Below are 24,028 nucleotides of genomic sequence, written 5' to 3' on the forward strand. Positions count from 1 at the left end.
CAGACGACGATCGGGGAGAACGCGTGATCTCGAGCAACAGGGCACGTCGGCTCGCAGCGCCGGCGCTGGCGGGCGCCATCGGACTCGGCATCCTGACGGGCTGCTCGCAGGCGCCGGAGCCGCAGGGACCGCCGCCGCCGGTGCCCGGCCAGGGACAGCCGAGCAACGCCGCTGGTCAGCCGGCCCCGGGGCAGCCCGGTGCCGGCGCGCCGGGCCAGCCCGGAGCCGGCGGCGAGGCGGGCACGCAGCCCGGGGGTGGCGGTGCCGGGGGCACCGGCGCGCCCGGCGGGTCGGCCTCCGACGGCTCCGGGAGCGAGGGTGGCGCCGGGGGTGCGGGTGGCGGCGCCAGCCAGACCCCGTCCGGTGGTGTCGCCACCGGGGGCGGCTCGACCTCGGACGTCGAGCACGCCGGCCTGATCGGCGTCGGCGCGCTCGCGCTGGCGGGTGCCGGCGCGCTGGGCGCGACCGCGGCCCGGCGCCGTCGCGAGGACTGAGACGAGGACCGGGACTCAGGCAGGACCCGGCGGCCCCGCACGCCGGGCGGGGTCGCCACCTGCCGGGGCACCCCGTCCTCGCGAGGGGCACGTTCGGCAGGCGCGCAGACCTGTCGATCATGCGCAACGTGCCCCTCGCGGCGGTCGCGGGCAGGGTTCGAGCAGTCGTCGGGCGGCAGGGGGGCGGGCGGTGAGCACCGAGCAGGACGACGCCGAGCTCGCGGACGCCGCGGACGCGGACGCCGAGGCCGCCGACGCCGAGTGCGCGGACGCCGCGGAGCCCGAGCCCGCCGCCCCCGCCCGCCCCGACCCCGTCCGCCGGGCGCTCGTCGCCGGCGCGGTGGCGCTCGCGGTGCTCGGCGTCGCGCTGCTCGGGTACGCGCTCGCGGACCAGACCGGCGCGCCGCCCGCCCCGTCCGCCACCCCGGCGGCCGCCGCCGGCCCACCGCCACCGCCCGGCCGGGCTGCCGAGGCGGGGCCGATCGCGACGTCGTCGCCCCCGGCCACGTTGCGGATCCCGGCGATCCGGGTGGACTCACCGGTCGACCAGGTCGGGCTGAACCCGGACCGCACGATGGAGGTGCCCGGCGAGGGCACGCCCGGCTACGACCACGCCGCCTGGTTCCGTTACTCGGTCACCCCGGGCCGGCGGGGACCGTCGGTGATCATCGGGCACGTGGACTCGGCGGAGGCCGGTCCCTCGGTGTTCTTCGAGCTGGGGCGCCTGCGGCCGGGCGAGCGCGCCGAGGTGGTGCGCGCCGACGGCGTGACGGTGACGTTCGAGGTCACCGAGGTGGCCGTCTACCCGAAGGACGCCTTCCCCACCGACCGCGTCTACGGCCCGACGACCGGTCCGGAGCTGCGGCTGATCACCTGCGGCGGCAGCTTCGACTCCGGCGCCGGCTCGTACCGCGACAACACCGTGGTCTTCGCGCGCGAGGTGTCGTGATCAGACGGCGATGCGGGCGCGGAAGTGCATCGCCCGGTACGGCCAGTTCTCGTTCGTGTGCCACTGGCTGACGACGAGGTGCATCTCCTCGGGCGTCGACCCCGGCAGGACGTAGCCGCCGTAGAGCTGGGCCACGCGCCCGCAGCCGTGATCCTCCTCGCCCCACCCGCAGCCCGAGACGACCGTGAGGCGCTCGGCGGTGGTGAGGTCGGTCGTCGGTCCACCGGGCATCGGGATGAGGTCGATGCGGTAGTTCCCGGCGTCGAACGCGCAGAGCCACCACGTGTCGCCGACGCGGCGCAGCGAGAGCTCGCCGAACGCCCCGGGCAGCACGGGCGTCGGCGCGTTCCCCCAGGCCCACCCGCCGCCCGCGAACCCCCAGCCCTCCCACGCGGCGGCGTCGAGCAGGTGGTCGGCGGGGACGCGCTGCAGCAGCAGGCCCTTGTCCCGCTGGAACCCCGTCGTCAGCGCGTAGACGTAGCCGTCGGGGCCGAGCTCCCAGGTGAGCATCTGGAAGTGCCCGCCGAGATGTCCGCCCGGCCAGGACAGGCCCGTCGACTCCCAGCTCACGCCGTTGTCGCGGGAGCGGTGGATTTCCGTCCAGTGCACGTTGCCGAGGCCCTCGCAGGCCATGACGTGGAGGTACATCGTGCCCCCGACGGTGATCAGGTCCGTGGGGAGCTGGGTCGTGATCCTGGTGCCGCCGATCAGCCCGCCGAAGCGGCCGCCGATCCGGGCGTTGTGCCGGTAGCTGACGACCTGGTCCGCGTAGCCGCGCGAGGGCCCGGCCGCGCCCGTCCACCTCAGCCCGGAGCGCACCGAGTCCGGGTCGCCGAAGAGGATCACCGGCGAGCGCCAGCCCGGGCCGCCGGCCTCCTTGCTCTCGAAGGTGTCGCCGAACACGGCGACGATCCGGCCGTCGGGGGCGGTGGCGGCCGCACCGAGGTCGGTCCCGCCGATCCCGTACTCGTCGGTGTGCCCCGGACCGGTCAGGTCCCGCAGCTTCGTGACCTCGAGGGTGCGCATGCCCGCTGTATACCGACTCACCCACGGGCAGGTGCAGCACGTCCGAACGGACGGCGGCGGAACGGGCGCATCGGCCCCGTAACGATCAGGTCTCGACGGACGACTCCCGAGGCATCCCGCCACCTGGAGCGGGTCGAGAGAGGGCCTCGTCGTGGACACCGTGGTCGGCACCGTCGCGCTGCTCGTCGTCTTCGCGTTCACCGTCGTGGCGGCGCTGCGCCACCGGCCCGGCGTCACGCCCGGGCCGCGGCTCTCGCCCGACCTCGCGGAGGCGATCCTCCTGCGCGCAGGCTTCCCGACGACGTCCCACAACGTCCTCGCGGTGAGCGAGCACCTCGGCACGATGTTCCTCGACCGGGGTCGCGGCGACGTCGACGCGGCGCGGTGGGCCGAGGTCGTGGCGGCCTGCGAGGCCGGTCGGGCGGACCTCACGGGCTGGCCGCAGCACGTGCTCGACGAGATCGCCCGGGCCCGCGGGGTGGACGACGGCGCGGCCGTGGCCCGGCTCGCCCGGCGCTGCCAGGACGCGCTGCTCGCCAGCGTCGGCACCGGCCGCGGGATCTTCGGGGGCTCGCTGTTCGAGCCGCTGCCGCGGCCCGTCGTCGCGGCCTGAGGAACGTCGCCGGCCGGACCGGCAGAGCCGGAACCGCAGGTCAGGCCGAGACGCGGTCGTCCAGGTCGCCGCGGCGCGGGGCCGGGATCGTCGCCAGGGACCGCGGCGCGGGCACAGGCGCGAGGGCGCGCCAGCCGGCGCGGGCCCGCTGATCGAGGGTGCCACGGGCGGTCATCACGACCGTCGGTGCGGCCAGCCATGCGGCGGTGAGGCCGCCGAGAGCGAGCGCGATCGTCTTCATGTGGTTCCCCCCCAGGAGGGCCCGCTTCGCCCGGGCCCGTTCTGTCCGGTCGGTGACCGGCACGTGCTCACCGTAGAGCGACGGTCCGGACGTTCACTGAGCCGTACGGGTGGCTGGCGCTCAGGTTGCTCTCATCGTGAAGTGACCTGCGTCACTCGGCGGGCGCCGAGGCGAACGGGGAGACTCCGCGCCGCCCGACCGTCCCGATCACCCCTCCGGGAGCCCGCGTGAGTGACCGTCCGGTCCGCATCGCCAACTGCGCCGGCCGGCTCTGGGACCGGTTCTCCGGCCTGCGCGACGCCCCGGCGGGACCCGTCGACGCGTCACCGACGACTACCTCGCCGAGTCGACCCTCGCTGCGCGTCGACCGCATCGGGACGCCCGTGGAGGACCCGCCCGCCCAGTGGGTGGCGCGCAGGTCGTCGGAGCGCGCATGGCGATGATCGGCCGCGCGGTCCTGGTCCTCCTGCTGGCCCTGCTCGCCGCGTGCGGCACGATCCCCACCCCGCCCACGACCCCCACCCCGCCCACGACCGCGCCGAGTCGGGCCCCGGACGCGCCCCCGCTGACCCGGGCGGGCGGCCCGGACGCGCGGGCCAGGGCGGCACCGGGGGCGCCCGTCGTCGTCCTCGACCCGGGCCACAACGGCGGCAACGCCCGGGCCGCGGGGACGATCGCGCGCGAGGTGCCCGACGGCCGCGGCGGCACGAAGCCCTGCAACACCACCGGCACCGCGACGTCGGGCCGAGGGACGTCGGGCAGAGGGACCGCGGCCGGCTACGCCGAGCACGCCTTCGCCTTCGACGTCGCCCGGCGGGTCACGCGCGTGCTGACCGAGCGCGGGGTGGTCGTGCGCTCCACCCGCTCCGACGACGCCGGCGTCGGCCCCTGCGTCGATCAGCGGGCCGCGGCCGCGAACGAGGCACGGGCCGCGCTGACGGTCTCGATCCACGCGGACTCCGCGCCCGCCACGGAGGACCGCGGGTTCCACGTCGCCGTCGCGGACCCCGCGCTCGCCCCCTCGCAGCGCGGGCCGTCGCTCGAGCTCGCCCGCGCGCTGGTCGAGGGTCTCGAGGGTCAGGGGTTCGCGCCGTCGACCTACCGGGGCGAGGGCGGGCTCGACCCGCGCCCCGACCTCGCGGGGCTCAACCTCGCCCGCGTGCCCGCCGCGCTGGTCGAGTGCGCGAACATGCGCAACCCCGGCGAGGCCGCCGTGCTCACCGATCCCGCAGGTCGCCAGCGCTACGCCGACGGCATCGCCGCGGGCATCCTGCAGACGCTGGGCGGCTGAGGGGCCAGGCCGAGATCTCCGGCTGAGATCTCAGGCCGCTCCCGTCGACTCCTGGTGCCACCGCACGACGCGCACGACGACGTCGTCGAGCTCCTCGTGGTCGAGGGTCCTGCGCAGCGACTCCGCGACCTCGAGGGCATCGAACCCGGGGTACGGGCCGTGCGCGTCGACCTCGCCGGTCTGCGGATCCACGGCGAGCACGATGTATCCGTCGCACTCGTCGAGCTCCGCCTGCGCGGTCAGCCAGTCCACCCGCGGTACCCGGCCGATCGGGGCGGCCTTCGCGGGGTCGGCGTCGGGACGGCCACCGGTCGGCTCGGCGGTCGGCTCGACGGTCGGCTCGACGGTCGGCTCGACGGTGGGCTCGGCGGGGTCCAGGCGTGCGGGACACCGGGCCTCGTTCTCCATCGGTCTCTCTCCTCCGCGTTCCGGCACGAGGGGGTCCATGCCGTCCCGGTCCGGCGCCCGCGTCCGGCGCCACCGTCGGGGGACGGGAGGCGCCGGCGTGGAGCCGCTGTCACGAGTGGTGACGGGAGAGTGCCCAACTCCTGATTCAAGCTTTCAACTATTCACCCGTGCGGGGGGACCGCTCGGCGATACGTCTCCTGCGCCGACGCACAGCGTGACATTCAGTGTTCGCCCCGTCACGCCCCGTTGCATACAAGCGATCACAGATAGATTGTTAGGCGAACTAACATCTATGCGGGAGGCCGTCTCGTGAACCGGTACGAGCAGTGGGACATCGTGTCGAGCGTCGGCCTGACGGCCCTCGTCGTGGCGGCCGGGCGCTCGGTCGACACCCACCGTGGGGACGGGCTGATCTCCGATCCCTACGCCGAGCGCTTCGTCGCGGCCGCGGAACCCCCGACGCCGTTGCCCACGCGTCCCGTCACACCGCGCAGCGACTCCGAGGACGAGCTCTGGCAGATGATGTCGGGCTACATGGGCGTGCGGACCCGCTTCTTCGACGAGTTCTTCGACGCCGCGGGCCGGGACGGGGTCCGCCAGGCGGTCATCCTCGCCGCCGGGCTCGACGCGCGGGCCCAGCGCCTGGAGTGGGCGCCGGGCACCACGCTCTTCGAGGTCGACCAGCCCGCGGTGCTGGCGTTCAAGGACGAGGTGCTGGGCGAGGCGCCCGGCGGCGGCCGGCCGCGGTGCGACCGGCGCACCGTCGCGGTCGACCTGCGCGACGACTGGACCGGCGCCCTCGACGGCGCCGGCTTCGACCCGTCCGCGCCCACCGTCTGGCTCGCCGAGGGCCTGCTCCCGTACCTGCCCGCGGAGGCGCAGGAGGCCCTGCTCGGGGCCGTCGACGAGCGCTCCGCCCCGGGCTCGCGGATCGCACTCGAGGACTTCACCGACATCGCGAGGCAGCTGCAGGACCCGGCCTTCCGGCGGGTGGCCGACGGGATCGGCGTCGACATGTCGGAGCTGCTCCACAGCGACGACCGCCCCGACCGGGGGGAGCAGCTCGCGGCGCGCGGCTGGACGGTCCAGCGTGTCAACGCCACGGACGTCGCGGCGGGCTGGGGCCGCACGTTCGATCCCTTGACCCGGCGGCTCAACGGGCGGGCGGACTTCGTCACCGCGACCCGCTGACTGCGGATCACTCGGGGTGATCGTCCGGCCACGGGCAGGGCACGACTCGTCCGCCGAACGGTTCCCGTGGGGCGCCCGGGGTGCCTATGGTCGTCGGGTCCCGACCCCGAGCGACCGGGAGACCACGATCATGAGCGACGCAGCCGACGGCACCGTCCGGCTCCACGTCCCCGACAGCGTCAGCTGGTCGGCCGTCACGGGCCGGGTGCGCGATCTCGTCGGCGAGGCCTTCGCCGACGACGGGCCCGCGAACCTCATCGACGGCGAGTGGAAGGCGGTCGGGACGCCGAGCGAGCAGACGAGCCCCGTCGACGGCTCGTCGCTGGGCACGATGCTCAAGGTCGATGCGGCGACCGCCTCGGACGCGGTGCAGCGCGCGGCCGCGACACACCGCTCGTGGGGCGACGTCGACCTCGACGAGCGCCGGCGCCGCGTGTCGGCCTCCCTCGACGCGATGGAGAGCGCCCGCGACGACCTCGCGCTGCTGCTGTCCTGGGAGATCGGCAAGCCGTGGGCGATGGCGTGCGCCGACGTCGACCGGTGCATCTCGGGCGTGCGCTGGTACGTCGACGAGATCGAGGGGATGCTCTCCCGCGACGTCGAGGGGGCGCCGGCGAAGCGCGCACCGCTCGAGGGACCGGTCTCGAACATCGCGAGCTGGAACTACCCGATGAGCGTGCAGGTGCACGCCGAGCTGGTGCAGCTGCTGGCGGGCAACGGCGTCGTCGCGAAGACGCCCACCCAGGGCGGCTGGATGACGCTGACCGTCGCCCACGCGCTCATGGCCCGCGAGGGGCTGCCCGTGACGCTGCTGGCCGGCGACGGCTCGGAGCTCTCGGACGCGCTGATCCGCTCGCCCGAGATCGGGGCGCTCGCGTTCGTCGGCGGGCGGTCCAACGGCGGCCGGGTCGCCGCGCAGCTCGCCGACACCGGCAAGCGGCACATGCTCGAGCAGGAGGGCCTCAACACCTGGGGCGTCTGGGAGTTCTCCGACTGGGAGACGTTCTCGGGGATCCTCAAGAAGGGCTTCGAGTACGCCAAGCAGCGGTGCACCGCCTACCCGCGCTTCGTCGTGCAGCGCAAGCTCGTCGACCAGTTCCTCGGGACGTACCTGCCGGTGCTCGAGGGCGTCCGCTTCGGGCACCCGCTCGCGGTCGAGGAGGGCGGCGACGGGGTCGACGACCTGCCCGCCCTCGACTTCGGCCCGCTGATCTCCGCGGCGAAGGCCGCCGAGCTCGACGAGAGCGTCGCGGAGGCCCTGCGCCACGGGGCCGTGCCGCTCTTCCGCGGCGACAAGGCGGGCGGGCGCTTCCTGCCCGGTCAGGACACCTCCGCGTACCACGCCCCGGTCTCGATGCTCGCCCCTCCGGGGGCGTCGCGGCTGATGCACGAGGAGCCGTTCGGGCCCGTCGACTCGATCATCGTCGTCGACACCGAGGCCGAGCTGCTCGCGCAGATGAACGCGTCCAACGGCGCGCTCGTGGCGAGCATCGCGAGCGACGACACCGAGAAGGCGGAGCGGCTCGCCGAGCAGGTCCAGGCGTTCAAGGTCGGGATCAACAAGCTGCGTTCGCGCGGCGACAAGGACGAGGCGTTCGGCGGGCGCGGCGAGTCGTGGAAGGGCGCGTTCGTGGGCGGCGAGTACCTCGTCCACGCCGTCACCGAGGGCCCGCCCGGGGAGAACATCTTCGGCAACTTCCCGGGCTACCAGCGCACCCCGCCCACCTAGTGCCCCGGTAACCTCGCCGTGGCGCGCGCCCCTGGCGGCCCGCCGTCGTGACCGACGAGCCGCGGGAGGGGCCGGGAGATGGTCCTGCGAGGCCGCGTGTCGCGGGACGCCTCACCGGCGCGCATCGAGGGCGGCGCGTCGGTGCAGATGCCCGAGACCGGGGTCGGGCCGATCGTCGCGCTGCTGCGGCGCCTGTTCCTGGCCCTCGGTGCGCTGACGGCCGCCGCGCTGATCGTCTACTTTCAGCGCGACGGCTACGTCGACAACAACAACGACGACGGCATCGGCCTGATCGACGCCTTCTACTATGCGACGGTCTCGCTCTCGACCACCGGCTACGGCGACGTGGTGCCGGTGACCGAGTCCGCGCGGCTGTGGACGATCCTCGTCATCACGCCCCTGCGGCTGCTGTTCCTCATCGTCCTGGTCGGCACCACGGTCGAGCTGCTCACCGAGCGGTCCCGTCAGGCGTTCCGCATCAACCGCTGGAGGTCCCGCGTGCGCAACCACGTCGTGGTCGTGGGCTACGGGACGAAGGGCCAGGCCGCGGTCACCACGCTGCGCGGGGACGGGCACGACGTCGACCACATCGTCGTCGTCGACACCGACCGCGGACGGCTCGACGCGGCGTCCGCGCTCGGGCTGGTGACGGTGCGCGGCGACGCGACCCAGTCGTCGGTGCTGCGCACGGCGGGGCTGCCGCACGCCACGGCCCTGGTCGTCGCCACGAACCGCGACGACACCGCCGTCATGGTCACCCTGACCGCCCGCGAGATGGCGCCGAAGATCACGATCACGGCGGCCGTGCGCGAGGCCGAGAACGTGCACCTGCTGCGCCAGTCCGGCGCCGACTCGGTGGTCGTGTCCGCCGAGACCGCGGGCCGGCTGCTCGGGATGGCCACCACGACGCCGGCCGTCGTGTCGGTCGTCGAGGACCTGATCTCGCCCGAGGCGGGCCTGAGCCTGGGCGAGCGGGCGGTCACCGAGAACGAGGTCGGCGGCTCGCCGCGCCACCTGCGCGACATCGTGCTGGGCGTCGTGCGCGACGGCACCGTGCACGCCATCGACGCCCCGGAGGTCGACGCGCTGGAGCGCGGCGACCGCCTGCTGTGCGTGCGGCGGGCGGGGCCCGACGACTGACTAGCGGTGCACCGGGAGCAGGCAGCCGGGACAGTCCGCCTGCTCCGCCCGCAGCCCCGGCACGACCTGCTCGACGGCGGCGCCGCACCGCGCGCGCAGCCCCGTCGGGTCGCCGAGCTCGCCGGACTCGACGTCGACGACGTGGCGGCGACGGTCGTCGCGGCCGACCGCGACGAGCTCGAGCCGCCCGTCCGGGGCCGGGTCGCCGGGCGTGGGCCTGCGGGGGGTGTCGGTGTCCGGCCGGTCGCCCAGCGGGGGTGGGGGCACCGAGGACGGCATGGGGTCCATGCCGCTGCTCGGTCGCCGGCCTCCGGGCCGGGCGTCGGGGTGGCCGGGGTCGGGAACGGTCATCGCTGGAGCCTCCTCCCGTCGGCGGCGCGTCGGCGCCGGCGTCGGTGCGTGCCGACCACGGTAGGCCCGCCCGCCCCGTCGTGTCGGGCCGTTCGCGCAGGGCGCAGCTCCCGGGACGGGCTCGCCGGGCACGGCTCGCCGGGCGGCGTCCGGCGACCAGCTCCGGCGCGGCCCCGAAGCGCTCGACCAGCGCGGCGGCGCTCGCCCGGCCCTCGGCGCGGATCGACGGCCACGCGCCGGGCTCGGTCATGTGGAACAGCCGGGGATGCCGTGCCGCGAGCTCGTCGCGCGAGAGCCCCGTCGTGCTCGGGGAGCTCAGGAGCGGCGGCGCGGCAGCGGCAGCCCGGGGTCCCCGCCCTCGCCGGACGTGTCGTCGCGCGTGGGGTGTGCGGCTGCGGGCAGGTCGCGGAGGCCCTCGAGCACCCGCTCGAGGAGCTCGGGTCGCGGGGCGGGCACGGGACCCAGGGCCACGCGGGCGGCCTCCCGCTCCAGGACGGCGTCGCCGGTGTCTCGATCGGGCGTCACCCGTCCGAGGGTAGGGCGCCGGTCCGTCCGGCGGGCCGCGCCCCGGCATTCGCGCGGGCGACGGCAGGTGCGCCGCGACGAGCCGCCCGGAACCGCCCGTGAGCGGGCTGTCACGCTGAGCCGCACGGTGACGGCGGACACCGGGTGTCGCGTAACGGCAGCCGCTCGTCGTCCGAGGAGAACGGGAGTGAGGTCGCCACCGACGGAGGTGACGACCCGGGAGCAGGGATGGTCGGGGAATGAGCATCGGCAGCGTGATGGGTCCCGGGGGCCCGGGTCCGGACCAGGACGAGGAGCCCGTCCGGAAGCGGCGGGGGCTGCGTGCGCTGCTCTACGGTCTCATCGCCCTGCTCGTGCTGGTGCTCCTGGCCGCGGCCGGGATCGTGCTGGTCACCCAGCAGCTCGGCTCGCAGGTCGGCCGCTATCCGTCGGTGTTCGCGCCGATCGACCCGTCGTCCCGGCCGGCGGACGCCGCCGGGCAGACATTCCTGCTGATGGGCACGGACACCCGCTCGCCCGAGGCGACCACCGGCACCGACGCGGCGCCCGACGCGGTCTTCGGCTCCACGCGCAGCGACGTGATCATGGTGGCCACCATCGCGGAGGACGGCCAGAGCGCGAGCATCATCTCGATCCCCCGTGACTCCTGGGTCGACGTCCCGGGGCGCGGCAAGAACAAGATCAACGCGGCGTACGCCTTCGGCGGGCCGCCGCTGCTCATCGAGACCGTCGAGCAGCTCTCGCGTGTGCACATCGACCACTTCGCGGTCATCGACTTCGCGGGCTTCGCGCAGATGACCGACGCCGTCGGCGGTATCGACGTCAACGTCGGCCAGGAGTCCGAGCGCGACGGCGTCGTGGTCCCCGCCGGCCCGCAGCACCTCAACGGGGAGCAGGCCCTCGTATACGTCCGCGAGCGCAAGAGCCTGCCCGGGGGCGACCTCGACCGCGTCCGTCGCCAGCAGGCCGCCCTGCGCGCGTTCGTGCAGAAGACCCTCTCGTCCGGGACGCTCTCCAGCCCGCCGACCGCGTACGCGGCGGTCGACACGGTCACCCGCCACGTCGGCGTGGACGACTCGCTGTCGAACACCGGCCTCGCCCAGCTCGCGTTCGGTATGCGCGACCTGCGCAACTCGTCGATCTCGTTCCTGACCGTGCCCGTCACCGGGACCGGCGACGAGGGCGGGCAGTCGGTCGTCTACCTCGACGAGGGGGCGGGCCGCGACCTGTGGTTCGCGGTCAACACCGACGCCGTGCCGCAGTGGGCTGCCGCCCGCCCGCAGGAGCAGCTCTCCGACACCCCGCGCTGACGTTCCCGGTTGCAGCGAACGGCCTATCGGCGTGCTCCCCTTATTGCTGCTTCTAGGCGCACGGAGTCCGCGTTGATCACCGGGATCAGGCGAATCAGGCGCGGCACGGGCGCGGGGGTGGGCGCGTGAGCTGGGACGTGGTGATCGTCGGCGGCGGCTCGGCCGGCTGCGCGCTGGCCGGGCGCCTGAGCGAGGACCCGGCCCGCCGGGTCCTGCTGCTCGAGTCGGGGGCGGCGATCACCGACCCCGCCGCGTTCCCGGCCGAGGTCCGCGACGTCGCCTCGCTCGCCGCGGCCGACCCCGACGGCCCGCACACCTGGGACGTCGGCGTCGACCTGACGCCGGAACGGTCCACGCGGGTCGGCCGGGGGCGGCTCCTGGGCGGGTCGAGCGCGGTCAACGGGGCCAACCACGTCCGCGCGACGCGGGCCGACCTCGACTCGTGGCCGGGCTGGTCGTACGACGAGACGCTGCCGTACTACATCCGCGGCGAGCACGACCACGACGTGCGCGGGCCCCTGCACGGCGACGCAGGCCCGATGCCGGTCGTGCGGCCGGCGGGGGAGATGCGCGCGCCCGTCACCGAGCGCTTCCTCGCGGCCGCCACCCGGATCGGGGTGCCCTCCGAGCCGGACAAGAACGGCGACCAGCCGCCCGGCGCGGGCCTGGTGCCGGGCAACGTCCGCCGCGGCGTGCGGGTCAACGCGGCGATGGCCTACGTGATCCCGCACCTCGCGCGGCCCAACCTCACCGTCCGCGGCGACGTCACCGTCGCCCGGGTGCTGCTCGACGGCGACCGGGCCGTCGGCGTCGAGGCCGTGGGCGGCGAGCGCATCGAGGCCGGCGAGGTGGTGCTCGCGGCCGGCTCGGTGCTCACCCCGCAGCTGCTGGCGGTCTCGGGCATCGGCCCGCCCGACGCCCTGCGCGCCGCCGGCCTGCCGGTGCGTCACGAGCGCCCGGGCGTCGGGCAGGGCTACACCGACCACCCGAACGTCTACCTCGCCTTCACCGACACCTCCACCGACACCGGCGGCCTGCACCCCGAGGCGCCCACGGCCCAGGCCGCGGTCCACCTCGACGGGGGCGACGACCCGGCGGGCGACCTCGAGATCCTGCTGTTCGCCCGCCCCTTCGCCCCGGGCGGCGCGTGCCACATCATGTGCGCGCTCCAGGCTCCCGAGAGCCGGGGGTCGATGACGTTCGGGCCCGACCCCACGGCGCCGCCCCGCCTCGAGCACCGCTACCTCGCCTCGGAGCGCGACCGCGCCCGGATGCGCTACGCGGTGCGCCGCGGGGGCGACCTGCTCGCGGCCGCCGGGTTCACGCTCGGCGCGGAGCGCGGGCTCGACGACCGGGGGCTCGACGCCTGGATCCGCGCGCACCTCGGGACGTCGGCGCACCTCTGCGGCAGCACCCGGCTCGGCCTCGCCGACGACCCCGGCGCCGTCGTCGACCCCGAACTGCGGGTGCACGGGCTGGCGGGTCTGCGGGTGGTCGACACCTCGGTGCTGCCCACCGTGCCGCGCCGCGGACCGGCCGCCACGGCCCTGCTGCTCGGCGAGCGCGCGGCCGACCTCATCGCGGGATCGAGTGCCTGACGGACGGTGCCCCGGGGGCCCTGACCACGGAGCGGGATGACCGATTCGTGCCGGTCAGGACGGGTGCATCCCGATCTTCCACCGGACACGGCCACAGCTGCGACACGATGGAGTGGAACAGTGTCACGTCCTGCGTGGCCGCGACGACACTTCCTGCGAGACCTCCCTCCGAGGTGATCGAGGAGAACCCGATGTCGTTCCTGCGCCGCCGTGTCGACGCCCCCGCCGCAGGCCCCGCCGCTGCCCCCGACCCGGCACGGCGCCTCTCCCGCTCCGAGCGCAAGGCGCAGAAGTCCGAGCAGGCCGCGGCCGCGGAGCTCGCCGCCCGCATCTCCCGCGCCCAGCGTCGCCTCGCCCAGGCGACCGGCCCGCTGCCCGTGGCCGCCCCGCGCCGCTCGTCGGAGGACGCGGTCCCGAGCGAGTAGTCCGCCGCCGGGGTGTGCCGGGGCCGTCACCGCCGGCGCATGACACGCTGCCGCCGTGTCCCTCCGGCGCCGCCTGCTCGCGACGGCGGCCGGGTCTCTCGCGGCCGCCCTGCTGATCGCCGGATGTGCGGAGCCGGATGCCGGCGGCAGCGCCCCACCGCCCGCCTTCGACCCGCCGCTCGGGTTCGCGGCACCCACCGGGACGCTGTTCGGCGGCTCGGGCTCGCGGGTGTTCGGCCGCGACGACGACGACCTGCCGGCGGCGCTGGTCGGCACCACGATCTGGGCCACCGACGGCGGGCGCCTCGTGCACGCCGACTCCACCGGCGCCGCGATCCCGGGCCCGGCCGCGCCGCCCGACCGCTTCGTCGCGGGCCGGCCCGTCGCCGCCGCGGACGGGGCCGTGCTCGTCGGCGGCGCCAGCGTGGTGCCCGGCTCCGGCACCACGCCGCCCGGCCTCTCGGTGGACCTCCTCGCGTTCGACGCGGGCACGGGCGCGCTGCGGTGGAACGCGGCGACGGTCCTGCCGTGGACGGAGCGCCCGCCGGCCGTCGCGATGACCGTCGCCGGGGTCGTCGCCGGCGTCGCCGTCCTGACCGCGAGCACCGACAGCCAGCGGTCCGCGCTCGGCGTGGACCTGACGACGCAGCGCGTGCTCTGGAGCGCCGACGGGGTCGCGGTCGACGCCGTGCTCGCCGACGGGCCCGCGGGCGGCACCGCACTCGGGGTGGCGACCGCGCCGGGCGCGAGCCGCGCCTACGCCGCGTCGACCGTGGTCGCCCTCGACGCGGTGACCGGCCTGCGCCGCCCCGAAATGGCCGGCGGCCTCGGGGGCGAGGTCCTGCGCGCCCCGGAGATCACTCCCGCCGGCCCGGGGCTCGCCGTCGTCTCCGGGCGCACCGCGGCGACGACGCTCGCCGCGCCCTCGGCGTCGTTGCGCTTCGTCGACGCGCGGGGCGCCGAGGTGCGCACGGTGGACGTCGGGAGCTCCTACACACCGCCGCGCTGCGTGTGGGACGAGGCGGCCACCACCGTCTGCGGCGGCGATACCCGCGTGTTCGCCGTCGACGCGACCACCGCCGCCCCGCTGTGGGAGCTGCCCGACGCCGGCGCCAACCGCGTCGCCCCGCGCCTGACGACGGCGTGGCACGGCGCGGTCTACGGCACGACGGTGAACGGCCCGGTCGTGCTGGACGCGCGCACCGGCGCCGACCGCGACACCCGCCCCGGCGCCGCCCCGGTGCTGGTCAACGCCTATCTCGGCCTCGGCGCGGAGGCGTCCGGGGTGGCCGGGTTCGGCGGCGGCGCGACGATCACGCCCGCGGTGCGCTGAGAGGGCCCAGGGCTGAGAGGTGGCGGAGCGGGGTAGCCCCGGCCATGGGTGACTACGAGCACAGCGCCGACGTCCGCCGTCCTCCCGAGGAGGTCTTCGACTACCTCGCCGACGTCTCGCACCTTCCCGAGTACTTCAGCGGCCTCGAGAAGGCCTCGAGCACGGGGCCCGAGGAGGTCGCCGTGGTCGCGAACGTCGAGGGCGAGCGCTACGAGGGCACGGCCTGGATGCACGCCGATGCCGAGGCGCGGAGCCTGCGCTGGGGTGCCGAGCACGTCAGCGGCTACCACGGCGAGCTGTTCGTGACCGGGATCGGCGACGTCGAGTCGCGGGTGACGGTCACGCTGCACACCGAGCGTGCCGACGGCCCGGGTATCCGCGCCGGCCTCGAGCAGACGCTCGCCGACCTCAAGCGCATCCTCGACGGATCCGGCACCGAGCCGGCCCGCTAGGCGGTCCGGGTGACGTGCACGGCTGAATCGTGCGACGTGGCGACCGTCACCCTCCTCTGGCATCCTTGGAGGCTCCCGACCTCAAGGGAGCGGAACGCCCGTGCGCATCCCGTTCGTCCGTCGTCGAGCCACCACCACACGCAGGACCACCACCTCGCCGGCCTCCACCACCACCTCCGGACTCGCGGCGGGCACCACGCGCCGGCAGGTCCCCGGGCCGGAGGTCATGGCGGGGATGGAGTACCTGGACACCCCGAGCCGCGAGGCGGTCCGGGCCCCGGCGCCCGAGGTCGCGGTCTGCGGCATCGACCCCCAGGTCCCGGGCAGCCCGGCCGTCCCGCGGCTGCACCTCGTCGTCCCCGACGAGGGGCCGGAGGGCACGCGGCCCGACTCCGTCGAGCAGCTGCTCGCCCGGGACGGGGACGTGCGGGTGCGGCGTCTGACCGTCGATGTGCGCGGGCTGCGCGACGTCCTCGAGAGCCGCGGGGGCTGGAACCTGCTGGCCGCGCTCGTGCGCGATCCGTCCGACGGCGTCACCAACGCCGTCTTCCGGGCGGCCATGTCGGCGCCCGACAGCGCCGGGCCGGCCGGTGCGGTGCTCGAGCCGGGTGACGTCGACGTCGAGGTGTGCGTGGTCGGCGAGGGCGACACCGTCGCGGGGCGCTGCCGCCGCGAGCTCGGCCGCGGGCGCCTCTCGCTGACCGGCTTCCTCGCCGACTCCGAGCGGCTCACCCGGCGGCTCGCCGAGGCCCTGGCCCGGCCCCGCGACCGGGGAACCCGCCGCTGCTTCGAGCACGCGCTGGCCGACGTGCTGGCCGACGCCCCGCTGTCCGAGCTGCTCGGGCGCCACGGCGCCGCGCCGTACTGCACGGTGCCAGGGACGTGGGCCACCCCGCCGACGGCCGCCACCCCGGTGCCGCGGCGGTCGTCGCCGTCGGAGCAGGCCACCGCCGCCCCGGTCCTCGAGGAGGCCTCGCCGACGCGCTAGGTCGTGTGCACGATCAGCACGTCGGTGGGGGACCGGCGGGAGACCTCCGCGGGCACCGACCCGAGCAGGCGCCCCGCGAAGCTCGCCAGGCCCTTGTTGCCCACGACGACGAGGTCGGCGTGGTGCAGCGCGACCTTGTCGCAGATGGCCTGCACCGGCTCGCCCTCGACGGCGACGGTGTTGACCTCCTCGGCGCCGGCGCGCCGGGCCACGTCGCGGGCGTCGCGCAGTTTCTCCTCGGCGGGGTTCGCCCCGATGATCTTGTAGGCCTCGTCGCCGAGCGCGCGCTCGGCCTCGGCCCGGTCGCGGTCGTTGCTGCGACCCGACTTCTCGTACGCGCAGACGATGAGGAGCTTGGCGCCCGCGTCCGCGGCGATCTGCGCGGCCCGCGTGACCGCCGACGTGGCCGAGGAGGAGCCGTCCGTGCCCACCGCCACCAGCTTGTAGTCACCCACGGCGGCACCCTAGGACGCTCCCGGGCGTGTGCGCCGCGCGACCCGGGGTCGCCTCCCCGGAAGAGATCGGACAGACTGTGCGCGAGCGCCCGACCGGCGGACCCCGTCGGCGCGTGGTGCGGTGACCTCCGACGACGCCCGACGACGACCGACAGGCGGTGCAGCCGACGATGACCATGGCGAGCGGCTACTTCGTGCTCACCCCGATCTGGCACGAGATCGTGATCGGGCTGATCGCGTTCGGCGCGCTGTACGTCGTCATGAGCAAGGTGCTGCTGCCCCGCCTCGAGAAGGTCTACGCCGAGCGGCACGATCGCATCGAGGGCGGCTTCGAGCGCGCCGAGCAGGCCCGCGCCGAGGCCCGCCGCGTGCAGTCCGAGCACCGCACCCGCATCGGCGAGGCCCGTGAGGAGGCCGCCCGCATCCGCGACACCGCTCGCGAGGAGGGCCAGCGCCGCAACGACGAGGTCCTCGCGAACGCCCGGGACGAGGCCGCCCGCCTCGTCGCGCAGGGTCGCGAGGAGCTGGCCACCCAGCGCTCGTCGGTGAGCTCGGACCTCCAGCCCGACGTCGCGCGCCTCTCGCGTCGCCTCGCGGGCAGCCTGCTCGGTCGCGAGGTCGGCGACGACGAGTACCGCCAGACCGTCGACGACTACCTCGGCGAGCGGGTCTGAGCGCCCGTCCGGCGCTCGCGGCTCGCTGAGCTGCGAAACCGGACGAACAGGACGCCTCGCGCCTCCTGTGTCACGGCCCGGTCACGGTTGTGGCGTGTCGCACACGAAGCGGCCTCGTGTCGGTAACGACCCGGCCGTACCGCCCCGATGTCCGCCCGACGGCACACCGGGCGGACGGGGCGGCACATGGGCGAGCGAACAGATCGTGACGGTCGCACCGAGGGGGCGCGTCCCGGCGGTCTCCGAGGCCGTCTGTTCGGCGGGCTCCGAGGCACCGCACTGCTCCTGACCCTGGGCGTCCTCGCGCCGACCTTCCTCGCCGGCGGTCTCCTGCTGGGCGCGGCGCCCGCGTCCGCCGCGGACCCCGTCCCGGCGGTGCCGGCGCCCTACGGCGGCCAGCTCGACGCGCCGGACCCGGGCGGGACGTTCGACGACGAGCAGATGCTCGAGGTCGCGATGCTCGGCCTCGGCTCGCTGAACGGCCTGGCCGTCGCCGGCGTCCTGTTCGTCAACCGCCGCGGGAGCGCGGGCGCCGCGCTGGAGACCCGTCGCGCACTCATGGCGCGCACCGACCGCGGCGTCCCGTCGGGACCGCGCAGCCCCGCACGCCGGTGGGGATGATCCACTCGCGCTGAGTCATCGGCGTCCGGACGGACTAATCGATGGCCCCTATCGGCGTCCGTTCGTGCTGGTCGGGAGCCTATAGGGTGAAGGAGATCCCCCGAACGGGCTGTTCCGTCGCCGGTCCGCAACGAGTCACCCTGGCGGGGACGATCCACCGGGTGACCCCTGTGTCACCGATCGACGCCCACGGGCGCCCGGCGGTGACATGTCCACGCCCCTGAAGGAGCGCAGTTGTCGACCGACGCCGCGACCCCCGCGTCCCCCGCCGACGACGGCCCGGCCCCCGAGGCCCGGCCCGCCGCCGGGCCCCTCGCGGGACCGACGGCCGTGCCCGTCGACTCCTCCGGGGGACGCCTGACCGCCCGCCTGCGCGAGGCTCGCGCGCGCCTCGAGCCCGAGCGCCCGTCGATCCCGGCGCCCCGCAGCCCCGAGGGCGTCGTCCCGCCGCCGGTCTTCGGCCGCGGCGCCGGCGCTCCGTCGGCCGACCTCGTCAAGGCCGTCGAGAAGCTGGTCACCGAGCTGGCCGCCCTCGAGGACGACACCCGGGCCCCGGAGCGGCGCACGCTCGTGCGCGCCGTCGAGCTCGCCGCGGCCGGGATCCCCGACGAGGGCTGGTCCGCCGAGCTGCGGGTCGACGACGAGGCGCTCACCGGGGCGTCCGAGCTCGCCGCGACGCACCTCACGGCGGCGGAGGCGCTGCTCGAGCGCCTCGACCGCGAGGACCGCGGCGGGCCCGCGGTGGAGGTCGACGGCGTCGTCACGTCGCTGCGCGTCGCGAAGATGGTGGTGGACCTGGAGTCGTTCACCCGCCGTCGCTGACGGGGCGGCCCCGTCCCGCCGGGCACGATCGGGCCTGCGCGCGCACGGCGGTGGTCGGAGCAGGGAGCATCGGCGGTGCGCTCACCGACCCGGCTCTACGACCGCCTCGCGGGACGCCCGCTCGAGCGCGAGTACCTCACCGGGCGGCGGTCGCGACCGGCCTCCGGACGGGGGTGCCCACGCCCCTGAACGCGGCCGTCCTGGCCCTCCTCAGGGGCGTGCGCACCGGAAACGACGCGACGCACGACACGCGCGACACGGACGTCGCGTGATCTGACGGCTCGCGCGGAGGGCCACGGACTGCGACGATCGGACGTATGGACGGTCGGGGTGACGGGGCGCCGCGACGTTTCCGGCTCCTGTTCGTCTGCACCGGGAACATCTGCCGGTCGCCGTTCGCGCGCTTCCACACCCGCGCGCTGCTGGAGATGCGGCTCGGGCCGCGGTGGGCGTCGTGGTTCGACGTCGCCAGCGGTGGCACCGGGGCCGTCGTCGGCTCCGAGATGCACCCGCTCTCCCGCGCCCAGCTCGGGTCCCTGGCCACGCACCCCGACGTCGCCGCCTTCCGCGCCCGCCAGCTGCCGGCCCGGGACGTCGAGCTCGCCGACCTCGTCCTCACCGTCAGCCGCTCGCACCGCTCGGCCGTGCTCGAGCTGGAGCCGCGCGCTCTGCGCAGCACGTTCACCGTGCGCGAGTTCGCCCGCCTGCTCGGCAGCATCGACCCCGCCGACCACGCCGCGCTGCCCGTCGACCCCCGCGAGCGCGCCCACGCCCTCGTCGCCGCGGCGCTCGCGGAGCGCGGCCAGGGCGCGCCGGTCGACTCCGAGGACGACGCGATCCCGGACCCGATCCAGGGCGGGGCGGCCGAGCACGCCGAGTCCGCGCGCCTCCTGCACGAGGCGGTGCGGCCGCTGGTCGACGCCATCGGTGCCGGCATCCCGTGGCCGGTCCGCCGCCGTCCCGGGCCGCCGCCGGGCCAGCACCCCGGCCAGCACCCCGGACAGCACCCCCGCATGGCGCCTCGCCGGCCCGGTCCGCCGCCGATGCCCGGTGGCCCGTTCGGTCCTCCGCCGGGGATGCCGGCCGGTCCCGTTCCGACCGGCCAGGGTCCTGGTGGCGTGCCACCCGGGGGGCAGCCGCCGAACGGCGCTCCCGTGGGCAGGCCTCCCGGTCAGCCTCCCGGTCAGGCTGCCGGGCAGCCCCCCGGCATGCCCTCGGTGCTGCCGCCGGGCGCGCGGGTACCGCGTCCGCCCGGGCCGGTCGACCCGCTCCCGCCCGATCTCGTCGCGGCCGGGCCGCCCGGAAACGGCACCGCGGGCGGCGGGCACCACCGGGACGGCCGACCGTCGGAGGGTCGGCCGCCCCAGGGCTCGTCGGCGCAGGATCGGTCGGCGCAGGACCTGTCGTCCCAGGGCTCGTCGCCCCAGGGCCCGTCGACCCAGGAGTGGTCACCACGGGACGGCGAAGGCGCACCGGCCGGTCGCCGACGGCGGCACGGCTGGGCCGACGACGAGGACGTCGAGGACGTCGGCGGTCAGGTCGGCGAGGGCAACGAGAGCGCCGACGGCGCCGACGGCGCTCCGGCGCCGGCGCACTCGAGCACCCGCGCCGGACGGTAGGGCCCCTGCCCCCGTTCGCCCGAACTCCCCGCTCAGGACGGGGCGAAGGTGAACGCGCGGCGCACCCGGGCCCGCGGCCGCGTCACGGCCGGTGGCGGCGGGGCGAGCAGGGGACGCCAGGAGGTCCAGGCGTCGTGGCTGCCGGAGGTCACCGGCGCGTCGTCGTCGTCCGGGTCGACGGCACGCTCGACGAGGTCGCGGCACGGGTCGACACAGCCCGGGGGCCGCACGACGCAGACGCGAAGACGCTCGGAGCCGACGGTGACGTGCATGCCGGCGCGGGGCGAGCGGCCGAGCTCGAGGCCCAGGTCGGAGGCCGTGGCGTCGAAGAGCACGCCGCGCGTCGACTCGAAGCTCAGGCGGCCGTGGCGCAGCCGGAGGACGCCGGGAACGTGGGTGATCTCGCGGACGATCCACGCGAGGCCGGCGAGCACGGTGCCCTCGACGGGCCCGCGCGCGTCCGCGGAGTGCCCCACGGGCGCCTGCCGCGGGGCGGGCACGTCGGCGAGCGCGGTCGACCGGGCCGGGACGGGCGGACGGGGTGGGATGGTCATTCTCGTGACCTCCTCCCGGGATGTTGCGTTGTCGTGACCTGACCTACACCCAACGCGCGAGCCCCCTCGGGTGTCATGCTCCGGCCGGGCGAGGCGTGGCGGGCAATGGGGTGATCCGGGCTCGGGCGCGTACCGTGAGCGCATCTTTCGGTCCGTGCGGGTGACACATCGCCCCTGACGGCCCCACCAGCACTGCCCTGGGTGACCACTCGCTGGCATGCTGCCGCCCCATGGGCGCAGTGGCCCGGTGCGCGAGCGGTGAGCGGGGCCCGGGAGACCGTCCGAACACGGATCGGAGGTCGCCCGGACATCACGGTCAGCAGCCATCGGGGTACGGATCGCCCTTCACGACGACTTCGGGAGAACAGAGCGTGAGCAACCCCGACGAGTACCAGCGGCAGTCAGGTTTCGGGGCGACTCCGGGGGGATACAGCCAGCAATCCGGCTTCAGTGACCCCTCGGCGGGCGCTCCGGGATCGCAGGACCCGGGGCAGCAGGGTGGTCAGCAGGGTGGTCAGCAGGGTCAGCCCGGTGACGGCCAGCCGCAGTACGGGCAGCAGCCGGGGTACGGCGGCCAGCCCGGTGACGGGGGCCAGCCCGGCTACGGCGCTCAGCCCGGGTACGGGGGCCAGCCCGGGTACGGGGGCCAGCCGCAGTACGACCAGCAGCAGTACGGCCAGCAGCCGGGCTACGGCCAGCAGCAGTACGGGCAGCAGCAGTACGGCCAGCAGCAGTACGGCCAGCCCGGCTACGGCCAGCCCGGCTACGGCCAGCCCGGCTACGGCCAGCCCGGCTACGGCCAGCCCGGCTACGGCCAGCCCGGCTACGGCCAGCCCGGCTACGGCCAGCCCGGCTACGGCCAGCCCGGCTACGGGCAGCAGCCCGGCTACGGGCCGCAGCCGGGGTACGGCGGGGTGCCGGGCGGCGACCCCACCGACGTCATCGGCTCCCGCGTCGGGCAGTACATCCTCGACGGACTGCTCTCCGCCGTGCCGACGTTCGTCCTGTTGTTCATCGTGGCCGGGATCGCCGGGGCGTCGGCCGACCCGGACGCGGCGCTGACGATCCTCGGCATCGGCTACGTCTTCGTCTTCGTCGTCGGCCTGGCGTCCGCGTTCGTGGTGCACGCGTACTGGCCGTCCACCCATCAGGGCCAGACCCCGGCGATGGGATGGCTGAGCCTGCGCATCGTCCGCGAGGAGGACGGCGGCGTGCCGACCCTCGGGCAGTGCGTGATCCGGTGGCTGCTGCTCATCGTCGACGGGCTGTTCGCGGGGATCCTCGGCCTGATCGTCATGTCGACCTCGGCGCGCCACCAGCGCGTCGGCGACATGGTGGCGAAGACGCTGGTCGTCCGGGCCTGAGGCACCCGGTCCGACACAGAACGAACACGGACGACCGGCCTGACACACCCGGACCGGGGATGCGTCCAGCAGCGATACGGGGGAGTGTTCCGCCCCGATCGGGCACGGGACGGAGCCGTCACGGCCGCTGACAGGGCCTCCACTGCTCCGGCCGGGCGAACCTGGACCGTTCGTGCCGCCAGGCGAAACGGACTCGGTCCGCAGAGCGACTTCCGGGCCACAGTCGGGCGCAACCAGCGCGTCCGACGCCGCGCCGGCCCGGGCCGGTGTGCCCGTGACGTGACGGAGGCAGTCCGACGTGAGCTCGACACATTCCCGACCCGGTGGGTGGCGACGATGAGCGCCCCGGCACGCGGTGGGTACGCCGCCTGGGTCAGCTGGCTCGAGGCGTTCCGCCGCGGCGAGGACCCCTCGACCGAGGGCCTCGGCCCGGTGCGCGGGGGCTTCGGCTCCTACGTGGAGGCGCGCCTGCTGGAGCGGCTCTCCACGGCCTTCGCCGAGCGGGTGCGGCAGTGGCAGGCGTCGCTCGGCGACCGCATCGTCGCCCAGCCGCCGGACGGCCCGGTGGCCGCCTCGGCGATGCTGCGCGACGCGGTCGCGCGGTTGGAGCCGCTGGCGAAGCTGGCCGGCTCGCCGCTGGTGCCGCCGGCGCTCGGCGCGTCGATGCGCGACATGCTCGACGTCGTCCGCGAGGGCGCGCGCACCGCGCTCGAGGAGGCCTGGCGCCGCGGGCTCGAGGACGAGCACGTCGCGGGCATGCCCGCGCAGCGGCGGGTGGACCCGTCGGTGCGGCGCCCGCTCGTCGGCGGTGTCCGTCCCGGGCGCGTGCCGGAGGGCGGCGCCCGCCGGAACTGAGGCGCCAGGGGGAGACCTCAGCCGAGACCGACGCGGGCGAGCACGCCGCGGTGGTCGCTGCCCTCGACGTCCACGATCTCGACCTCGCGCGCCGCCGGCCCGCCCGACGTCAGCACGTGGTCGATCTGGACCCCGAGGAGCCTCGGGGCGGCCGAGGGCCACGTGCCCGTCAGGCCCTCGCCGACGTCGCTCGCCGCGTCCGTGCAGCCGTCGATGGCGTCGCGGAGCTCGGCGTGGTCGAGCGTGGCGTTGAGGTCCCCGGCGACGACCGTCGGCCGGTCGCCGGTGCACCACCGGGACAGCGCGTCGACGTCGCGCTTCCAGGCGTTGGTGTCACCGGGCTTCGGCGACTGGGGGTGGGTCGCGACGACGCGCACCGGCTGCCCGTCGACGTCGTCGAAGTCGAGGATGAGCGAGGGGAACTCGGTGTCGCGGTTCGGCGTCGCCGTCGGACGGCCGAGCTCGCGGCGCACGAACACGGTCATCGGGCTGTCGTCGCGCCGGGCGTCGGCGGCGAAGACGCGGTAGCCGCTCGTGCCCTCCTCGCCGCCGGAGGTGTCGACGAGGGCCTGCTGGAGGCGGTCGCGCAGGACGCCGCGGGCCTCGGGCAGGACGACGACGTCGGGGGTCCGCGAGGTGATGAGCGCGGCGAGCGCGTCCGGGTCGGCGCGGCTGAGGTAGGCGCTGGCGGTGAGGACGGTCAGCTCCGGACCGCCGGTAGCGCCGGCTTCCGACGAGCCGATCGCGCGGGGCAGGACCATCGCGAGCCCCAGCACGCCGACGAGGCCAAGGGCGGCGGCCACCGGCCACGCCCGCCGGGCCAGGAGCCCCACGAGCAGGGCGAACACCGTGAGCCCGGCGGCGAGCTGCGGCCGGAAGGCGATCGACTGGACGAACGGGGTGCGGTCGTCGATCCCGAGCAGGTCGGAGAAGGTCACGACGGCCGCGGGCACCCCGAGCACGACGGCCGCGGCAATCGCGCCGGCCCCGGCGCGGGGGA

Annotated in this window: 28 protein-coding genes and 1 pseudogene; 20 read left to right on the forward strand and 9 right to left on the reverse strand. The window is 75.8% G+C overall.

Annotated features, from left to right (window positions below):
* The first annotated feature begins 23 nt into the window (after positions 1 to 23).
* Positions 24 to 494 carry a hypothetical protein gene (locus OG774_RS26420; protein ID WP_328305306.1) on the forward strand — a complete coding sequence of 157 codons (471 nt, stop codon included), beginning with the start codon at positions 24 to 26 and terminating at the stop codon, positions 492 to 494.
* A gap of 190 nt (positions 495 to 684) precedes the next feature.
* Positions 685 to 1,443 carry a class F sortase gene (locus OG774_RS26425; protein ID WP_328305307.1) on the forward strand — a complete coding sequence of 253 codons (759 nt, stop codon included), beginning with the start codon at positions 685 to 687 and terminating at the stop codon, positions 1,441 to 1,443.
* Here OG774_RS26425 and OG774_RS26430 read toward each other — a convergent pair whose 3' ends face one another.
* Complete coding sequence (locus OG774_RS26430; RefSeq protein WP_328305308.1) at positions 1,444 to 2,469, reverse strand: DUF4185 domain-containing protein; 1,026 nt, start codon at positions 2,467 to 2,469, stop codon at positions 1,444 to 1,446.
* A 151-nt stretch (positions 2,470 to 2,620) separates the two neighbouring features.
* Between OG774_RS26430 and OG774_RS26435 the strand changes: the two genes are divergently transcribed.
* A complete protein-coding gene (locus OG774_RS26435; RefSeq protein WP_328305309.1) occupies positions 2,621 to 3,082 on the forward strand; it encodes a hypothetical protein in 462 nt (153 codons plus the stop codon).
* 40 nt (positions 3,083 to 3,122) lie between these two features.
* On the opposite strand, the gene OG774_RS26440 is transcribed toward OG774_RS26435, so the two are convergent.
* Positions 3,123 to 3,386, reverse strand: coding sequence for a hypothetical protein (locus tag OG774_RS26440; RefSeq protein WP_328305310.1), 264 nt, complete (start codon positions 3,384 to 3,386; stop codon positions 3,123 to 3,125).
* 164 nt (positions 3,387 to 3,550) lie between these two features.
* On the opposite strand from OG774_RS26440, the gene OG774_RS26445 reads away from it, so the two are divergent.
* Both OG774_RS26445 and OG774_RS26450 read left to right on the forward strand, forming a co-directional pair.
* Positions 3,551 to 3,766 (forward strand): hypothetical protein, encoded by a 216-nt coding sequence (locus OG774_RS26445; protein ID WP_328305311.1) that lies wholly within the window; start codon positions 3,551 to 3,553, stop codon positions 3,764 to 3,766.
* A complete protein-coding gene (locus OG774_RS26450; protein WP_328305312.1) occupies positions 3,757 to 4,614 on the forward strand; it encodes an N-acetylmuramoyl-L-alanine amidase in 858 nt (285 codons plus the stop codon). Before OG774_RS26445 ends, OG774_RS26450 begins: the two co-directional genes overlap by 10 nt.
* 30 nt (positions 4,615 to 4,644) lie before the next feature.
* On the opposite strand, the gene OG774_RS26455 is transcribed toward OG774_RS26450, so the two are convergent.
* Positions 4,645 to 5,022 carry a hypothetical protein gene (locus tag OG774_RS26455; protein ID WP_328305313.1) on the reverse strand — a complete coding sequence of 126 codons (378 nt, stop codon included), beginning with the start codon at positions 5,020 to 5,022 and terminating at the stop codon, positions 4,645 to 4,647.
* 309 nt (positions 5,023 to 5,331) lie between these two features.
* On the opposite strand from OG774_RS26455, the gene OG774_RS26460 reads away from it, so the two are divergent.
* The 3 genes from OG774_RS26460 to OG774_RS26470 all read left to right on the forward strand — a co-directional run bounded on the left by OG774_RS26460 (position 5,332) and on the right by OG774_RS26470 (position 9,082).
* The gene (locus tag OG774_RS26460; protein ID WP_328305314.1) at positions 5,332 to 6,213 is read left to right on the forward strand and encodes an SAM-dependent methyltransferase; all 882 of its coding nucleotides are present in this window, start codon (positions 5,332 to 5,334) and stop codon (positions 6,211 to 6,213) included.
* Between the two features lie 130 nt (positions 6,214 to 6,343).
* The gene (locus tag OG774_RS26465; protein WP_328305315.1) at positions 6,344 to 7,942 is read left to right on the forward strand and encodes an aldehyde dehydrogenase family protein; all 1,599 of its coding nucleotides are present in this window, start codon (positions 6,344 to 6,346) and stop codon (positions 7,940 to 7,942) included.
* 147 nt (positions 7,943 to 8,089) lie between these two features.
* Positions 8,090 to 9,082 carry a potassium channel family protein gene (locus OG774_RS26470; RefSeq protein ID WP_328311162.1) on the forward strand — a complete coding sequence of 331 codons (993 nt, stop codon included), beginning with the start codon at positions 8,090 to 8,092 and terminating at the stop codon, positions 9,080 to 9,082.
* Here the strand turns inward: OG774_RS26470 and OG774_RS26475 are convergent, their stop codons facing one another.
* The 3 genes and pseudogenes from OG774_RS26475 to OG774_RS26480 form a co-directional block, all read right to left on the reverse strand.
* A complete protein-coding gene (locus OG774_RS26475; RefSeq protein WP_328305316.1) occupies positions 9,083 to 9,433 on the reverse strand; it encodes a hypothetical protein in 351 nt (116 codons plus the stop codon). It abuts the gene before it with no gap.
* Positions 9,434 to 9,566: 133 nt separating this feature from the next.
* Positions 9,567 to 9,752, reverse strand: a pseudogene (locus tag OG774_RS29925) (DUF7002 family protein); the annotation flags it as partial.
* Positions 9,749 to 9,958: a hypothetical protein gene (locus OG774_RS26480; RefSeq protein ID WP_328305317.1), complete on the reverse strand. Its 210-nt coding sequence runs from the start codon at positions 9,956 to 9,958 to the stop codon at positions 9,749 to 9,751. The gene OG774_RS26480 and the pseudogene OG774_RS29925, both read right to left, overlap by 4 nt.
* 239 nt (positions 9,959 to 10,197) lie before the next feature.
* Here OG774_RS26480 and OG774_RS26485 point away from each other — a divergent pair, with 239 nt between their 5' ends.
* The 6 genes from OG774_RS26485 to OG774_RS26510 all read left to right on the forward strand — a co-directional run bounded on the left by OG774_RS26485 (position 10,198) and on the right by OG774_RS26510 (position 16,064).
* Complete coding sequence (locus OG774_RS26485; protein ID WP_328305318.1) at positions 10,198 to 11,268, forward strand: LCP family protein; 1,071 nt, start codon at positions 10,198 to 10,200, stop codon at positions 11,266 to 11,268.
* Positions 11,269 to 11,393: 125 nt separating this feature from the next.
* Positions 11,394 to 12,866: a mycofactocin dehydrogenase MftG gene (mftG, locus tag OG774_RS26490; RefSeq protein ID WP_328305319.1), complete on the forward strand. Its 1,473-nt coding sequence runs from the start codon at positions 11,394 to 11,396 to the stop codon at positions 12,864 to 12,866.
* 191 nt (positions 12,867 to 13,057) lie between these two features.
* On the forward strand, positions 13,058 to 13,291 hold the full coding sequence (locus OG774_RS26495; RefSeq protein ID WP_328305320.1) for a hypothetical protein: 234 nt from the start codon (positions 13,058 to 13,060) through the stop codon (positions 13,289 to 13,291).
* Between the two features lie 55 nt (positions 13,292 to 13,346).
* On the forward strand, positions 13,347 to 14,624 hold the full coding sequence (locus OG774_RS26500; RefSeq protein ID WP_328305321.1) for a hypothetical protein: 1,278 nt from the start codon (positions 13,347 to 13,349) through the stop codon (positions 14,622 to 14,624).
* Positions 14,625 to 14,668: 44 nt separating this feature from the next.
* Positions 14,669 to 15,076 (forward strand): SRPBCC family protein, encoded by a 408-nt coding sequence (locus OG774_RS26505; protein WP_328305322.1) that lies wholly within the window; start codon positions 14,669 to 14,671, stop codon positions 15,074 to 15,076.
* A 100-nt stretch (positions 15,077 to 15,176) separates the two neighbouring features.
* On the forward strand, positions 15,177 to 16,064 hold the full coding sequence (locus tag OG774_RS26510; RefSeq protein ID WP_328305323.1) for a hypothetical protein: 888 nt from the start codon (positions 15,177 to 15,179) through the stop codon (positions 16,062 to 16,064).
* Here OG774_RS26510 and OG774_RS26515 read toward each other — a convergent pair.
* On the reverse strand, positions 16,061 to 16,519 hold the full coding sequence (locus tag OG774_RS26515; protein ID WP_328305324.1) for a universal stress protein: 459 nt from the start codon (positions 16,517 to 16,519) through the stop codon (positions 16,061 to 16,063). The genes OG774_RS26510 and OG774_RS26515 overlap by 4 nt on opposite strands.
* Before the next feature lie 170 nt (positions 16,520 to 16,689).
* Between OG774_RS26515 and atpF the strand changes: the two genes are divergently transcribed.
* The 4 genes from atpF (at position 16,690) to OG774_RS26535 (ending at position 20,255) form a co-directional block, all read left to right on the forward strand.
* Positions 16,690 to 17,193 carry a F0F1 ATP synthase subunit B gene (atpF, locus tag OG774_RS26520; RefSeq protein ID WP_328305325.1) on the forward strand — a complete coding sequence of 168 codons (504 nt, stop codon included), beginning with the start codon at positions 16,690 to 16,692 and terminating at the stop codon, positions 17,191 to 17,193.
* A 147-nt stretch (positions 17,194 to 17,340) separates the two neighbouring features.
* On the forward strand, positions 17,341 to 17,814 hold the full coding sequence (locus tag OG774_RS26525) for a hypothetical protein (protein WP_328305326.1): 474 nt from the start codon (positions 17,341 to 17,343) through the stop codon (positions 17,812 to 17,814).
* A gap of 234 nt (positions 17,815 to 18,048) precedes the next feature.
* On the forward strand, positions 18,049 to 18,636 hold the full coding sequence (locus OG774_RS26530; protein WP_328305327.1) for a hypothetical protein: 588 nt from the start codon (positions 18,049 to 18,051) through the stop codon (positions 18,634 to 18,636).
* A gap of 317 nt (positions 18,637 to 18,953) precedes the next feature.
* Complete coding sequence (locus OG774_RS26535; RefSeq protein ID WP_328305328.1) at positions 18,954 to 20,255, forward strand: arsenate reductase/protein-tyrosine-phosphatase family protein; 1,302 nt, start codon at positions 18,954 to 18,956, stop codon at positions 20,253 to 20,255.
* 32 nt (positions 20,256 to 20,287) lie between these two features.
* Here OG774_RS26535 and OG774_RS26540 read toward each other — a convergent pair whose 3' ends face one another.
* A complete protein-coding gene (locus tag OG774_RS26540) occupies positions 20,288 to 20,809 on the reverse strand; it encodes a hypothetical protein (RefSeq protein ID WP_328305329.1) in 522 nt (173 codons plus the stop codon).
* Between the two features lie 371 nt (positions 20,810 to 21,180).
* Between OG774_RS26540 and OG774_RS26545 the strand changes: the two genes are divergently transcribed.
* Both OG774_RS26545 and OG774_RS26550 read left to right on the forward strand, forming a co-directional pair.
* Positions 21,181 to 22,173: an RDD family protein gene (locus OG774_RS26545; protein ID WP_328305330.1), complete on the forward strand. Its 993-nt coding sequence runs from the start codon at positions 21,181 to 21,183 to the stop codon at positions 22,171 to 22,173.
* Positions 22,174 to 22,509: 336 nt separating this feature from the next.
* Entirely contained in the window at positions 22,510 to 23,028 is a 519-nt protein-coding gene (locus tag OG774_RS26550) for a hypothetical protein (protein ID WP_328305331.1), read from the forward strand.
* 17 nt (positions 23,029 to 23,045) lie between these two features.
* On the opposite strand, the gene OG774_RS26555 is transcribed toward OG774_RS26550, so the two are convergent.
* Positions 23,046 to 23,966, reverse strand: coding sequence for an endonuclease/exonuclease/phosphatase family protein (locus tag OG774_RS26555; protein WP_328305332.1), 921 nt, complete (start codon positions 23,964 to 23,966; stop codon positions 23,046 to 23,048).
* Between the last annotated feature and the right edge of the window lie 62 nt (positions 23,967 to 24,028).

The organism is Actinomycetospora sp. NBC_00405, from assembly GCF_036044095.1.
Taxonomy (GTDB): Bacteria; Actinomycetota; Actinomycetes; order Mycobacteriales; family Pseudonocardiaceae; genus Actinomycetospora; species Actinomycetospora callitridis.